Origin of the sequence: Polaromonas sp. YR568, from assembly GCF_900116715.1 — a bacterium.
Classification (GTDB): domain Bacteria; phylum Pseudomonadota; class Gammaproteobacteria; order Burkholderiales; family Burkholderiaceae_C; genus Polaromonas.
Map to the genome: position 1 here is coordinate 252620 of NZ_FPBM01000004.1, position 13941 is coordinate 266560.

A 13941-nucleotide genomic window follows, 5' to 3' on the forward strand; every position below is an offset into this window, starting at 1 on the left:
ACCCCGTTCGAACTATTAACAAGCAGGAGACAAAACCATGAGCGACATCAACAAAAACGACACGGCCCCCCAATCCCCGGCCGACGACAAGCCCGACACCACGGCCACTTCGCGCCGCGCGCTGCTCAAGCACTCCAGCCTGGCGCTGGTGGGCGCGGGCCTCTATGGCGCGGCGCCCTTCATGGGCCCCTGGAAGCACAACCACGCGTGGGCGCAGACCGGCCAGAAGAAACCGCTGACCATCGGCCTGACCATGGACGCATCGGGTTTGTACGCGGCTTCGGGCGCCGAAGAGCGCCTGGGCGCCATGATGGCGATCAAGGAGTTCAACGACAAAGGCGGTGTGCTGGGCCGGCGCATCGAGGCCATTCACATCGACACCGAAACCACGCCGGCCACCGGCTCGCGTGTGGCCGAGCGCATGATCACGCGCAATGAAGCTTCCTTCCTGATCGGTGCGGTGCACTCGGGTGTGTCCAACGCCATCTCGCAGGTCGCACAGAAGTACGGCACCATCTTCTTCAACACCAACTCCAGCAGCCCGACCGAAGCCGGCAAGGACTGCCACCGCACCAAGTTCGTCTGGGACGGCAACGGCACCAATTTCTCCAACGCCATCGTCAAGAACGCCATCAAGGCGAGCGGCCGTAACTGGGTGCTGCTGACCAACGACTATGTGTGGGGCCACACCACCTCCAAGGCGACACGCGCCATCGTGGAGGCCAACGGCGGCAAGATTGTGGAAGAGCTGCTGGTGCCGCAAAACACCCGCGACTTCTCGTCCTACCTGCTCAAGCTGCAGCAGCTCAAGCCCAATGTGGTGGCCACGGCAGTGGGCGGCGACGACATCAAGGCGCTGCGCCAGCAGGTCGTGCAGCTCAAGATGAACCAGTCCATGGCCTGGATCAACAACCAGCAGGACTGGCCTGATGTCTACGGTCTGGGCCCGGAGGCCATCTTCGGCGTCTTCGGCACCACCTGGTACTGGCGCCTGGGCCTGCCCGGCGTGAAAGAGTTTGTGGCGGCTTACCAGAAGCAATTCCCGGGCATGGCGATCCGTGTGCCGGGCAATGTATATCACAACAGCTATATGGCCACGCGCGAGCTGCTGCGCTGCGTGGAAGAGGCCGGCACCACCAACAACATTGCCGTCATCAAGAAACTTGAAGGCCGCAAGATGAGCGCCGCCGACCGCCTGCAGCACTACGACGCGTGGATGGACCCCGTCACCCACCAGTGCCAGCAGACGATTTACATGGCGACCTACAACGACCAGCCCGCCGAGAAGGACGACATCTTCAAGATCCTCACGCAGGCCGAGCCCAAGGACGTGATGGACAAGGACGCGACGGGCGCCTGCAAGCTCGAGAGCTACGAAGCGACGCCCAGCTACGAAGTCTGAACCAGGCATCGCCATCATGGACTCCGATTGCAAAGCCGCCGGCTTGCGGCCCAGCCGCGGGCGGCGGCAACTGATACGCGGGGCGGGCGCCGCCGCCATGGGCTTTTTTGGCCCCTGGACGCTGCACCACGCCTGGGCGCAAGCCAAAAGCAAGAAACCCTTGCTGATTGGCCTGACCACCGACGACACCGGCCAGTACGCGGCCAGCGGACAGGATGAGCAGCGCGGCATTGCCATGGCGATTCAGGAGGTCAATGAACGCGGCGGTGTGCTGGGCAGGCGTCTTGAAACCGTGCACGCCGACACCGGCGGTGATGCGGCAAAGGCGGCGGCGGTGGCCCAGCGCATGATGGCCGAAGGTGAGGTGGCCTTCATGCTGGGTGGCGTGCATTCCGGCGCCGCCAATGCGATCTCGCAGGTGGCGCAGAAATCGGGTTGCATTTACTTCAACACCAACTCCAGCAGCCCGACTGAAGCCGGCAAGGACTGCCACCGCACCAAGTTTGTCTGGGACGGCAACGGCACCAACTTCTCGACCTCGGTTGTCAAAGGCGCAATGACGGGCTTTGGCCGCAACTGGCTGCTGCTGACCAGCGACTACCTCTGGGGCCACAACACGGCCAAGGGCATACGCAATATTGTCGAAAGCAACGGCGGCAAGATTGTGGAAGAGCTGCTGGTGCCGCAAAACACGCGCGACTTCTCGGCGCAGCTGCAGAAGATCCAGAAACTCAAGCCGGGCGTGATCGCCACAGCCGTGGGCGGTGAAGACCTCAAGTATTTGCGCGACCAGGTGCGCAGCGCCGGCCTGGACCGCAGCTTCGGCTGGATCAACAACCAGGCCGACTGGCCCGATGTGTACGGGCTGGGGCGCGAAGCCATGTTCGGCATCTTCGGCACCACCTGGTATTGGGGCCTGGGCCTGCCGGGCGTGAAAGAGTTTGTCGCGCGTTACCAGAAGGCCAATGAGGGCTACCGCATCAAGGTGCCGGGCAATGTGTTTTACAACGGCTATATGGCCACGCATGAACTCTTCCGCGCGATTGAACGGGCTGGGTCCACCAACAACCTGAAGATCATCCGCGAACTGGAGAACCTGCGGGTTCCGGCGATCCAGCGCATGCAGCATGAAGACGCCTACATGAACCCGCTGACGCACCAGCTGCAGCAGAACATCTACATGGCGTCCTACAACTCCTATCCCAAGCAGCCGGACGACATCTTCCGCATCCTCGGGCGTCTCAGGCCCGATGAGGTGGAAGACAAGGACAGCATCCAGCAATGCAAGCTGGAGTCGTATGCGGCCACACCCAGTTACGAGCCCTGAGCGTTTAGTTTCCAACCTTTAAAGATCGACATGGATTTTCTGTTTCAGCTTATTCCGCACCTTGTTAACGGCATCTCGCTGGGCCTGCTGTTCGCGCTCATTGCGCTGGGCTTCATGCTCATCGTGGGGGTGATGGAAACCATCAACCTGGCGCACGGCTCGCTGTTTGCGCTGGGCATGTACTTTGCGCTGTTTTTGATCGCGCCCAAACTGGGCATGTTTCCGGACCTGCAGGCCTGGTACATGAGCTTGCCGCTCGGAACGCGTTACCTGGTGGCGCTCATTCTGGCGCCCATCCTGGTCGGTATTTTCGGCATGCTGCTGGAGCTGTGCATGCGGCGCACCTATGGCCGCGACCCGCTCTACGGCCTGTTGCTGACCTTTGGCGCGGCGCTGGTGATTGAGGAAACGATTCGCCTGGTGTGGGGCTCGTCGGAAAAGCAGCTGATGCTGCCCGAGGTGATCTCTGGCGCCTTCCTGATGGGCGACCTGGTCTATTCGAAGTACCGCTTCTTCGCCAGCGGATTCGCCGTCCTCATGATCGTGCTGCTCTGGGTGTTTTTGCAGAAGACGCCCTACGGCGCCATCATCAAGGCCGGCGCGCACGACAGCGAAATGGTGCGCGCCCTGGGCATCAACCTCTCGCGCCTGCGGCTCTTTGTGTTTGGCCTGGGTGTGGCGCTGGCGGCGATTGCGGGCGTGGTCATGGCGCCTATCTGGGGCATACGCCCGCATGTGGGGGTGGATGCGGTGGTGCCGGCGTTCCTGATCATCGTGCTGGGCGGTGTCGGTTCGCTCTGGGGCGCGGTGATTGCCGGGCTGATGGTTGGCATGGTGGTGGGCTTGACGGGCTCCTATGCGTCCGAGTGGTCGCTGATGTCGATGTATTTGTTGTTCATCGCTGTGGTGACTTTCCGTTCACGAGGTCTGTTCGGCAAGAAGAGCGTTCTCGACGCTTGAGCCCCTCCGTCATTGATTACCGCAGAAAGTTATTTGAATGAAACCGCTTGAAAACAAAGTCGCGCTGGTCACGGGCGCGGCAGGCACCATGGGCCTGGCCGTCGTCAAGGCCTTGCTGGAAGACGGCTGCAAGGTCGCGATGGTGGATGTGAGCCATGAGCGCAACCGCGCGCTCGCGCATGAACTGGGTCAGCACGCCTTGCCGTTCTCGTTTGACATCAGCGATCCTGTTGCCGTCGGCGAAGGCCATGCGCTCATCGTCAAGGCCTTCGGGCCGGTCGACATCCTTGTCAACAACGCCGGGATTTTGTCAAACAACAAAATTGAAGCTACCGAGGCCAATGAATGGCGGCGTGTGATGGGGGCCAATCTCGACGGCGCGTTTTATCTTGCGCAGCAGGTGGTGCCGGCGATGAAGGCGAGGCGCTTCGGCCGCATCATCAACACCAGCTCTTTGGCCGCCAAGACCGGCGGGTTGACGGCGGGCACGGCGTATTCGGTGTCCAAGGGCGCTATGAGTGCATTGACTTTTTCGCTGGCACGAGAGCTCGCGTCTTTTGGCGTCACGGCCAACGCCGTCGCGCCGGCCTATGTGAAGACACCCATGATCACCGAACAGCTGACTGAAGAGCAGCGACAGAAGTTGCTGAAAGATATCCCCGTCGGCCGCTTTTGTGAACCCGAGGAGTTTGCCCACGTGGTGCGCTTCCTCGCTTCGCCGCTATCGGGCTTTATCACCGGCGAAATCATTGACTTGAATGGTGGCTTGCTGATGGACTAGGCAGGGAAAGCCCTTTCTCTGTCTATCCGCTTTGCGCCCACAATTTCACCATCCATGAGCATCACACCCCAGATTGATTTCAGCAGTGCGCTTTCAGGTTTGTTCGACCTGCGAGGAAAAACCGCGTATGTGCCAGGCGGCTACGGCGGCATTGGCGAAGCCATTGCCTGGGGCCTGGCGATGGCGGGCGCGCGGGTGGCGGTGTCGGGCCGCGACAAAGACAAGGCTGACGCCGTGGCCGCGGCGCTGCGCGCAGCGGGGCACGAGGCCATGGGTCTGGCCATGGATGCGCACTCGGTGCCGCAGATGCAGGCTTCCGTCGACGCGGTAGCGCAGCAGTGGGGCGGCCTCGATATCCTGATGAACTGCGTCGGCATGCAACGCGAGCAGGCCTTGCTGGAGGTGACCGAGGAAGCCTTTGACGAAGTGCTGCAGGTCAACCTCAAGGCGGCGATGTTTCTGGCGCAAGCCGTCGCCAAAAAACAGATTGAAGGCGGCAAGGGCGGCGCACAGGTGCATCTGCTGTCGGTGCGCGCTCAGCTGGGTTTGCGCGGCCGCGGTTATTCGGCTTACAGCAGCAGCAAGGGCGGTCTGGTCATGCTGATCCGCCAGCATGCGAGTGAACTCGCGCCGCACGGCATTACCGTCAACGGCATTGCGCCCACCGTGGTGCAAACCGAGATGGCGCGCCACTGGCTGGAGAACCCCGAGACGCGCAAGCAGGTGCTGGAGCGCATTCCCTTGGGCCGGGTGGCCGACCCGCAGGACGTGGCCGGTGCGGCGGTGTTTTTTGCAGCGCCCGCGTCGCGCTTCGTCACCGGACAGGTGCTTTACCTGGACGGCGGCATCACTGCCTCCCAATAGGCTTCAGCGCTTTCCGGCCAGCGCCGCAACGGCATGCTGCATGCCGCCGCTGCCGATGGGAGTGCCCTGCACCCGCATCGCCGCTTCCACACCCGCCAGGCAACCGAGGATCATGGCCGGGTTCATGTCGCCCAGGTGGCCGATGCGGAATGTGCGGCCCGCCAAGGGCCCAAGGCCGCCCGCAATCGCCACCTGAAATTGTTCACGCGCAATTGTGCGCAGGGCTTCGGGGTCAATGCCGGCAGCAACGGACACCGTAGTGACCGAGACCGAGCGCGCCGCCGGTTCGCGCACAAACAGCCACAGCGCACCGCCCTCGCTCCAGGCATCGACAGCGGCATGCACCGCGCCGGCAATCAGCTGGTGGCGGGCGATGACTTCTTCGACGCCTTCATGAAAGATCAGCCCCAGTGCGGCCTCCAGGCCAAAGAGCAAGCTTTGCGGCGGCGTGCCGCAAAATTTCCGGTAACAAAGCGGGCTTTGCCGCCGTGCCCAGTCCCAGTAGAACCGGGGCGTGGGGTTGGCGGCGGCGACTTTCATCGCGGCGGCGTCGGCAGCCACAAAGGCCAGGCCCGGCGGCACCATCAGGCCTTTTTGCGATGCGCCCAGCACCACGTTGGCGCCCACCGCGTCCATCGCAAAGGGCGCTGCACCCAGCGATGCGACCACATCCACCACCAGCAGTGCGGGGTGCGCAGCGGCGTCCAGCACCTGCCGAATTCGGGCAGGGTCGCTGGTCATGCCGCTGGCGGTATCGGTGTGCACCACAAATACGGCCACGATGGCATGCGCCGTGTCGGCGCGCAGTGCGGCTTCAATGGCCGCTACGTCAATCGGGTAGCCCTCGCGCCAGGGCGTGCGGATGACGTTCGCACCCATGGCCTCGGTCTGTATGGCCCAGGATTCGGAGAAGTGCCCTGTGCCCGCGATCAGCACTTGCTGGCCGGGCGCCAGCAGATTGGCGATCACCGCCTCCCATGCGCCGTGGCCGTTGCAGGCATACATAAAGACGTCGGCATCTCTTGTTTGCAGCAGCGCCTTGAGGCCGTTTTCGCAGGCCTGGATCACTACATCGAGCCGCGGATCCGCCAGGTCCATGGGCTGGCGCCGCATCGCGTCCATGACCTCATCCGGCACTCGCGTGGGCCCGGGTGAATGGAGGAAGCGATGGCCGGGGATGCGTTTATGAGGCGTCATGCCGAAAAATTATGCGCCTGCGGGCTTGCGGTTGACCAGCACAATGCCCGCCGCCACCGTGGCCAGCGCCACCAGCAGGCCGGTGGTGACGCTTTCCTTGAGCCACAGCGCGCCGAAGAGCAAGGCAAACAAAGGGGTGAAAAACACAAACACCGAAATCTTGGTGGCGGGGTAACGGCCCAGCATCCACATCCAGAGCAGGTAGCTTGCAAACGCGCCGATCACGGTTTGCAGCAGCAAGGAGGTAACGGCAAAGGGGCTGAAATGCCACGACCACTGCTCGCCCAGGTACAGCGACAAGAACGGGAACACTGCGGCGCTGACCGCCAGCTGGTAGAAGAGCAGCTTCTCGGGCGAGATGTTGACCAGTTTGGTCGCGCGAATCACCACCGTGGTCAGGCCCCACAACATGCCGGCGGCCAGCGCCAGCAGGTCGCCGCGCGCCGTCGACGCATGGTCGCCGGTGAAGCCTTCACGCAGCGCAAACACCACGGCGGCGAAAGCGCAAAACAGGCCCACCCACTGCAGGCCGCGCAGCCGCTCGGACTTCACCCACAGCGGCACCAGCAGCGCCACCCAGAAGGGCGAGGTGTACAAAAACACCGTGAGGCGCGAGGCGCTGGTGTACTGCAGGCCCACGTAGATACAGGCAAACTCCGCACCGAACAGGGCGCCTGCCAGCAAGCCGGCTTTGAGCGAGCCGTCACCGCGGAATAGCGGAATTTTTCGCCACAGGCACCACAGCCACAGCAAGGCCGTGGCGCCCACCAGCCGCAGCGATGCCTGGAACATGGGCGGTATCTCACTGATGGTGGCTTTGATCAGCACCTGCTGCAGGCCCCAGAACAGGCAGCATCCCAGCAGCAGGGTCATGGCGAGGGTGTCGAGATGGGTCTTGCGTGTCATCGGTGAAGGGCCTGGAAACTCGGGGCGTGAAAGCTGCGGCGCCGGCGTGCGGCATCGCTTTTACAGCGGATGCTCGGTATAAAACTTGCCGCCGTGAAACAGCAGTGGCGCGGCGCCGGCGCGGTGGGTGCAACGCTCTACCTCGCCGACAAAAATCACATGGTCGCCTTCTTCATAGCGGCTGCGGTTAAAGCATTCAAAGCTGGCGGCCGCGCCGTCCAGCAGCGGTGCGCCGCTGGCGCCGTCGGTATAGGCCACGCCTTGCCAGCGGTCTGCGCGCCCGCTGGCAAAACGTTCCGCCAGTTCTTTCTGGTCGGCCGCGAGGATGTTGATTGCGTAATGTGAGCCGGTGCTGAGCGCGGGCATGGAGCCCGCGGCCTGCGCCAGGCTCCAGAGCACCAGGGGCGGTTGCAACGAGACTGAGTTGAAGGAGTTGGCGGTCAGCCCGACCAGCACGCCTGCGGGCGTGCGTGCGGTGACGATGGTGACCCCGGTGGCGAACATTGCCAGCGAGGCCCTGAACTCCCGCTGGGAAAAGCTGGGACGGCTCGCTTGGCGAGGGGTGGCAGGAGTCGGCATAGAAGGGTAATTTAACTGAAGCGGCCCAGGCCCATGCGCGGCAGGGTCTGGGCTACCGGCTGCAAACCGCCTTGCCGCGACGGTTAAACTCGCGGGCATGCCGTTTACCCGTTCAGCCTTCTGGTCGATTGCTATCTATTTAGTAGCTACCCACGCTCATGCCAATTCGCCTTGCGCCGAATATGCCGCAAAGCTGCCGAATGTGAAGCGGGACTTGTGCGAGGCGGCCCAGCTGCAGCCGGCGGGGCCGCGATCGGTGAACGGGCAGGCGCTGTGGGTGCGCGACGTCAAGCCGGATAACGCGACCTTGCGCGTGCTGGTGGTGGGGGCTATCCACGGCGACGAGTTGTCCTCCGGCGCGGTGGCGCTGCACTGGATCCAGATGGCGGCCCAGCCCCCGGTGGATGCGCCCCAGGTGATTCACTGGCGCTTTGTGCCGGTGCTCAATCCCGACGGCGTGCTGTCCAAGCCGCCGCGTCGCGTCAATGCGCACGGCGTGGACTTGAACCGCAACTTCCCCACACCCAACTGGGAGCGCGACGCCAAGGTCTACTGGGAAAAACGCACCGGCAAAGACCCGCGCCGCTGGCCCGGCCCTAAGCCGCTGTCAGAACCCGAATCGCGTTTTCTGCACGAGCAGATGCAAAGCTTCAAGCCCCAGCTCATCGTCAGCATCCATGCGCCTTATGGGGTTCTCGACTTTGACGGCCCGTCCGTTCCGCCCTCCAGGCTGGGGCGCCTCTATCTTGACCAGGTCGGCATCTTCCCCGGCTCATTGGGCAACTACGGCGGCATCCACAAAGGCGTGCCGGTCGTGACCATCGAGTTGCCCAACTCCACCCGCACGCCGCTGGATGCCGAGATGCGGCAGATGTGGCTGGACTTGCTGCGCTGGGTGCATGAAAAAGTTGCCGTGCAAAACGGCGTCGCGCCAGGCATGCCGGCGCCCACATCCCATCGCGCGCCCTGAGTTTCCGCAGGGCTGCCGAAGCTTTAAGCGACCTGGGCAGCCTAGAGCTTCTTGTAGGCGCGATCCATTTCCACGCTCTTGCTCGTGTCTTTCACGCCGCGCTGCACATCGCGCCCGGCTTGTTTGACGACCGGATTGGGCTTGTCGTTGGTCATGTCCACCGACTGGTCGCGGTCGTGCGGCAATTGCAGGCTGGCTTCGACAGCGCTGTCTTTCGGGCTCTCCGGCTGCTCCGGGCGTGAGCGTTGTTCGCGCGGTTCCTTCGCCGGCATGCCTTTGCTGGATGCGGCCTGGGTGGTGCTGTTCGGGGGCGTGTTTTTTCGGGTCATGCGCACACTCTGCGCTCGCTACCGCGCCGCCCCTGTCAGCCCCTCAAGCCAGGGCCTGTAGGAAATTCACTTGCCTTGCGGCGCGGGTGCCTGCCGCCACGAAGCGGCAGCACCCATGAGCAGCAGCGCGGGGCCCAGCCAGAGCCCGGCATTGAGCGAGCCAGTGCGGTCGGTGATCCAGCCGGCCAGCAGCGGCCCAATCGATTGGCCCAGCGAGAAGCTGGCCGTCAGCAGGGCCAGGCCCCAGGTGAGCGATGCAGTGGACAGGAGGCGCTGGGCCACGACGCTCACGGCGGCCGGCCCGGCCATAAAGCTGGCGCCAAAAATCAGCGCCGAGACGATAACGGCCCAGGGCTCGGGCCAGACCAGCGCGGGCACTGTGCCCGCCGCCACGATGACGCAGACCAGCGCAAAGCCGTGCCCCGTTTTCAGCCGGCCCAGCAGCCGCCCCCACAGCGGGCTGGCCAGCAGCGAGGCGCCGCCAATCAGTGCAAAAAAGGTCATGGTCAGCCCGGCGCCAAAGCCCAGGCGCTGCAGCAGCGCGATCATGAAGGTCATGTAGCCGACATAGCCCGCGCCGTAAAACAGGTTGGCCAGCAGGCTGGGGCCTATGGTCCGGCTCACCGGCGTGGCGGTTTCTGCTGGCCGGTCGGGTGCCGGCCGAATGCACCGGCGCGCAGCCAGCCACGCCAGCGCCGAAGCCGCAAGAGAGCCCACGCCCATCAGCAGCCAGGCCAGGCGCCAGCTGGGCCCGGCGCCGCCGGCATGGGCCAGCGGAATCAGGGTCCCGGCCAGGACAACACCCAGACCCGAGCCCGCAAAGTAAATCGACAACGCAGTCGCCGCCCGCCCCGGCATGGCGCTGGCCGCCAACGCGCTGCCCAGCACAAACGCCACGGCCGTGGCCAGGCCGCCGGCGGCGCGCACGCCCAGCAAAAGCGCAAAACTGGAAGGCCATGCCGTGGCCATCAGCGCCAGCGCGCTCGCCACCATAGCCACCGTGAAGACCTTGAGCCGGCCGAAGCGCGCGCCCAGCCAGGCGGCCAGCAGCGCACCCGCCAGGTAACCGATGGCATTGCTGGTATTGAGTGCGCCGGCTTCGGCAAAGCTCCAGCCGAACTCGGCCCGCATGGAGGGCAGCAGCAAGGCGTAGGCAAAGCGTGAAAAGCCGAGCGCTACCAGCGGCGAGAGCGCCAGGCCCAGGGCCGCGCCCAGGCCCTGCCAGCGGCGGGGAGCATCCACCTGCATGGCAAAAAAACTCAGGCGGGCCGCGTGAACAGCGCGACCAGGTCGATCTCGGGCGCGCTGGTGTCGCGCTGCAGCTTGACCTCGGCGCCGTGCAGGTGCGCGCTCATCAGCGTGCAGGCGCGTTCGCTGTCGCCGGTTTCCAGCGCCGTCAGGATGTCGTTGTGCTCGTCGAAGGAGCACACGTTGTGGCCCAGCGAGTCATACAGCGCAATCATCAGGGTGGTGCGCGCGATCAGGCTGCGCAGGATGTCTTCCAGCTCGGTATTGCCCAGCAGCCGGGCCACCTGCAGGTGGTATTCGCCCGACAGGCGCACCCACTTGGACCACTCACCCGCGCTGTAGGCCGCGTGTTCCTGCTCGACCAGCTTGCGCACGGCTGCCAGCGATTCCGGCGAGGCCTTTTTGCCCAGCGCGCGAATGATGCCGTTCTCAATCAGTTGCCGCGCCTCGAAGACCTGGCGCATTTCCTCGGGGCCGGGCTGCGCAATGATCGCGCCCTTGTTGTGCTGCAGCTCGATGACCTTGTCGCCCGCCAGGCGCACAAACACCCGGCGCAGCAGCGAGCGGTTGACGCCGAAAGCCTCGCACAGCCGCGTCTCCACCAGCCGCGTGCCCGGCGGCAGGCGGTGCGACAGCACGGCCTCCACGATGGCGTGGCGCACGCGGTTTTCCTCGGCCAGCTCATTGAGAGAGGCTTCGGAAGGGGTGTCCTGGGAGGCGGTTGCGGGTGGGTTTTTTCGGGGTCGGGCCATGGCAATTCATTCAAACCAGGCTAGATGGTGCCACAAAATTTTCTTGACGGTCACCATTTATTCAATTATTGTGACAATCATTAAATTAAATGTGGCAATTAATTTGGCGATAAATCCCTGAAATACCCTGCTATCCCTCTATTGGTGCAGGAAACAGGTAAGCACCAAATTGTGACAATCCGGGAAAAAATGCGAATCCAGCTGATTAATCCGAACACCACAACTGCCATGACCGAGAAGATGGCGGTGGCCGCGCGCGAGGTTGCCGCTGCCGGGACGCAGATCCTGGCCGTGCAGTCCGCCACCGGCCCGGCGTCTATTGAAAGCGCGACCGATGAGGCCATGGCCTTGCCCGGCCTGCTGGCGCAAATCCGGGCCGGCGAGGCGGCAGGTGTCGATGCCCATGTGATCGCCTGCTTCGGCGACCCGGGCCTGCGCGCCGCACGTGAAACAGCCTCCGCTCCGGTGATAGGCATCGCCGAGGCCGCCATGCAGATGGCCTGCCTGGTGTCCGCCTCCTTCAGCGTGGTGACCACGCTGGCGCGCACCGTGCCAACGGCGCACCGCCTGCTGGAGGACTACGGCATGAAGTCGCGCTGCCGCCGGGTGCGTGCCACCGGCATCGCGGTGCTGGAGCTCGAAGCGCAGACCAGCGACCTGCTGCGGCAAAAAATCGGCGACGAATGCCGGCGCGCCCTGGCCGAAGACGGCGTGGGCGCCATCGTGCTGGGCTGCGCCGGCATGGCCGACCTGTGCACCGAACTGACCCAACAGCTGGGCGTGCCCGTCATCGACGGCGTGACCGCCGCCGTGAAGCTGGCCGAGGCGCTGGCCGTCCTGCGGATACGCACCAGCAAGCAGGGCGATTACGCGCTGCCGTCCATCAAACCCTATGCCGGCGTGATGGCGCAATTCGCGCCGGTCTGAGTTTGCGTTCCTCTTTCTTTCTCATTTTCAACAGCACTTCCTTTACGTCAACAGTCAACACCAACCCATAGAAGGACTCCGCGATGAAGCTCTCCCTATTCAAACGTACGGCCATGGGCCTTGCCGCGTGCGCCATCATGTCGACCGCGGGCGCCGCGACCTTCACCTGGTCCTCCAACCTGGACGCGCTGTCCATGGACCCGCATTCGACCAACAACAGCTTTACCAACGCCTTCGTCAGCAACATCTACGAATCGCTGGTGCGCTTTAACGACAAGCTGCAGATCGAGCCCGCGCTGGCCACCTCCTGGAAGGTCGTCAGCCCCACGGTCTGGCGCTACACCCTGCGCCAGGGCGTGAAGTTCCACAACGGCGAGACCTTCGACGCCGACGACGTGGTGTTCTCCTGGCAGCGCGTCAATACGCCCGGCTCGCTGGTCAAGGGCAACCTCAGCGACCTGAAAGACGTGCGCAAGGTGGACGCCTATACGGTGGACGTCGAAACCCACTCACCGCTACCCACGCTGAACAACGAGATGGTGCAACTGCTCATCATGGACAAAGGCTGGTCCGAGCAGAACCGCGCCACCGAAGCCAGCGACCTGGGCCGCCAAAAAGAAAACTTCGCCAATCGCAACGCCAACGGCACCGGTCCCTTCAAGCTGGTGGCGCGCGAGGTCGACACCCGCACCACATTGGCGGCCAACACCGGCTGGTGGGATAAACCCAAACACAACCTGACCGAAGTGCTGTTCCAGCCCATCAAGTCCGACGCGACCCGCACCTCCTCGCTGATCAGCGGCGGCATCGACGCCTCCATCAGCGTGCCGCTGCAAGACGTGCCGCGCCTCAAGTCCATCACTACGCTGGACGTGGTGCAAGGCCCCGAGCTGCGCACCATCTTCATGGGCATGGACCAAAGCCGCGACGAGCTGCTCTACAGCGATGTCAAAGGCAAGAACCCGTTCAAAGACCTGCGTGTCCGCCAGGCGCTCTACCAGGCGATCGATGTGGAGGCGCTCAAGCGCTCGGTGATGCGTGGCGCTTCCTGGCCCGCCGGCAACCTGCTGTCGCCCTACCTCAACGGCTCACCCGTCAGCCTCAACAAGCGCCTGCTGCCCTTTAACCCGGAAGCCTCCAAGGCCTTGCTCAAGGAGGCCGGCTACCCCAACGGCTTCACCGTCGGCATGCAGTGCCCCAATGACCGTTATGTGTACGACGAAGCCCTGTGCCTGGCCATGTCGTCCATGTTCGCCAAGGTCGGCATCAAGACCAACCTGATGATCGAACCCACCGTCAAGTGGAGCGTGCGCCTCAACTCGAACGATGTCTCGCTCTACATGGTGGGCCATGCCGGCCTGCCCATGGCCGACGTTTACGGCCTGCTCAAGGACGTGGTCGCCACGCGCACCGGCAAGGAAGGCTCACTCAATGCGGGCAAGTACTCCAATCCGAAGTTCGACGCCTACCTGCCGCAAATCGCCGGCGAGATCGACCCGGCCAAGCGCGCCAAACTGATTGAAGAGGCCGTCACCATCGAGCGCAACGATGTCTCCCACATTCCGCTGCACCAGCAGCCCGTGACCTGGGCGGCGCGCAAAGGCATTTCGCTCTCACAGGCGCCTGACAACCAGATGCGCCTGTGGCTGGTGCAGGTCAACAGCAAGTGATGGGGCAGGGCGGCGTCATGTCAACACAG

Annotated in this window: 14 protein-coding genes; 8 read left to right on the top strand and 6 right to left on the bottom strand. The window is 63.9% G+C overall.

The genetic code is table 11. The features are described from left to right. The first annotated feature begins 37 nt into the window (after positions 1–37). Genes BM408_RS11190 through BM408_RS11210 form a run of 5 tightly spaced genes read left to right on the top strand, consistent with a single transcriptional unit; the run spans position 38 to position 5334 of the window. Complete coding sequence (locus BM408_RS11190; protein WP_175541756.1) at positions 38–1402, top strand: ABC transporter substrate-binding protein; 1365 nt, start codon at positions 38–40, stop codon at positions 1400–1402. Between the two features lie 16 nt (positions 1403–1418). Continuing rightward, a complete protein-coding gene (locus BM408_RS11195) occupies positions 1419–2729 on the top strand; it encodes an ABC transporter substrate-binding protein (protein WP_175541757.1) in 1311 nt (436 codons plus the stop codon). Between the two features lie 30 nt (positions 2730–2759). Continuing rightward, positions 2760–3689, top strand: a complete 930-nt coding sequence (locus BM408_RS11200; RefSeq protein ID WP_175541758.1) for a branched-chain amino acid ABC transporter permease — start codon at positions 2760–2762, stop codon at positions 3687–3689. A gap of 37 nt (positions 3690–3726) precedes the next feature. Beyond that, positions 3727–4470, top strand: a complete 744-nt coding sequence (locus tag BM408_RS11205; protein ID WP_092129938.1) for an SDR family NAD(P)-dependent oxidoreductase — start codon at positions 3727–3729, stop codon at positions 4468–4470. Positions 4471–4524: 54 nt separating this feature from the next. Then, on the top strand, positions 4525–5334 hold the full coding sequence (locus tag BM408_RS11210; RefSeq protein WP_092129939.1) for an SDR family NAD(P)-dependent oxidoreductase: 810 nt from the start codon (positions 4525–4527) through the stop codon (positions 5332–5334). A 3-nt stretch (positions 5335–5337) separates the two neighbouring features. On the opposite strand, the gene BM408_RS11215 is transcribed toward BM408_RS11210, so the two are convergent. From BM408_RS11215 to BM408_RS11225, 3 genes are read right to left on the bottom strand one after another with little or no spacing between them, the layout of a single operon-like run. Beyond that, the gene (locus tag BM408_RS11215) at positions 5338–6531 is read right to left on the bottom strand and encodes a pyridoxal-phosphate-dependent aminotransferase family protein (RefSeq protein WP_254774778.1); all 1194 of its coding nucleotides are present in this window, start codon (positions 6529–6531) and stop codon (positions 5338–5340) included. Positions 6532–6540: 9 nt separating this feature from the next. Then, the gene (locus BM408_RS11220) at positions 6541–7437 is read right to left on the bottom strand and encodes a DMT family transporter (RefSeq protein ID WP_092129940.1); all 897 of its coding nucleotides are present in this window, start codon (positions 7435–7437) and stop codon (positions 6541–6543) included. 60 nt (positions 7438–7497) lie between these two features. Further along, a complete protein-coding gene (locus tag BM408_RS11225; RefSeq protein WP_371327003.1) occupies positions 7498–7941 on the bottom strand; it encodes a flavin reductase family protein in 444 nt (147 codons plus the stop codon). 172 nt (positions 7942–8113) lie between these two features. Here BM408_RS11225 and BM408_RS11230 point away from each other — a divergent pair, with 172 nt between their 5' ends. Next, positions 8114–8986 (top strand): M14 family zinc carboxypeptidase, encoded by an 873-nt coding sequence (locus BM408_RS11230; RefSeq protein ID WP_254774780.1) that lies wholly within the window; start codon positions 8114–8116, stop codon positions 8984–8986. Between the two features lie 41 nt (positions 8987–9027). On the opposite strand, the gene BM408_RS11235 is transcribed toward BM408_RS11230, so the two are convergent. The 3 genes from BM408_RS11235 to BM408_RS11245 all read right to left on the bottom strand — a co-directional run bounded on the left by BM408_RS11235 (position 9028) and on the right by BM408_RS11245 (position 11315). Then, the gene (locus BM408_RS11235; protein WP_092129942.1) at positions 9028–9315 is read right to left on the bottom strand and encodes a hypothetical protein; all 288 of its coding nucleotides are present in this window, start codon (positions 9313–9315) and stop codon (positions 9028–9030) included. A gap of 66 nt (positions 9316–9381) precedes the next feature. Next, positions 9382–10563, bottom strand: a complete 1182-nt coding sequence (locus BM408_RS11240; protein WP_092129943.1) for a YbfB/YjiJ family MFS transporter — start codon at positions 10561–10563, stop codon at positions 9382–9384. An 11-nt stretch (positions 10564–10574) separates the two neighbouring features. Then, positions 10575–11315, bottom strand: coding sequence for a GntR family transcriptional regulator (locus tag BM408_RS11245; protein WP_092129944.1), 741 nt, complete (start codon positions 11313–11315; stop codon positions 10575–10577). Positions 11316–11504: 189 nt separating this feature from the next. On the opposite strand from BM408_RS11245, the gene BM408_RS11250 reads away from it, so the two are divergent. Then, a complete protein-coding gene (locus tag BM408_RS11250; protein ID WP_092130082.1) occupies positions 11505–12242 on the top strand; it encodes an aspartate/glutamate racemase family protein in 738 nt (245 codons plus the stop codon). A gap of 83 nt (positions 12243–12325) precedes the next feature. Further along, positions 12326–13912 (top strand): ABC transporter substrate-binding protein, encoded by a 1587-nt coding sequence (locus BM408_RS11255; protein ID WP_092129945.1) that lies wholly within the window; start codon positions 12326–12328, stop codon positions 13910–13912. Positions 13913–13941 lie beyond the last annotated feature (29 nt).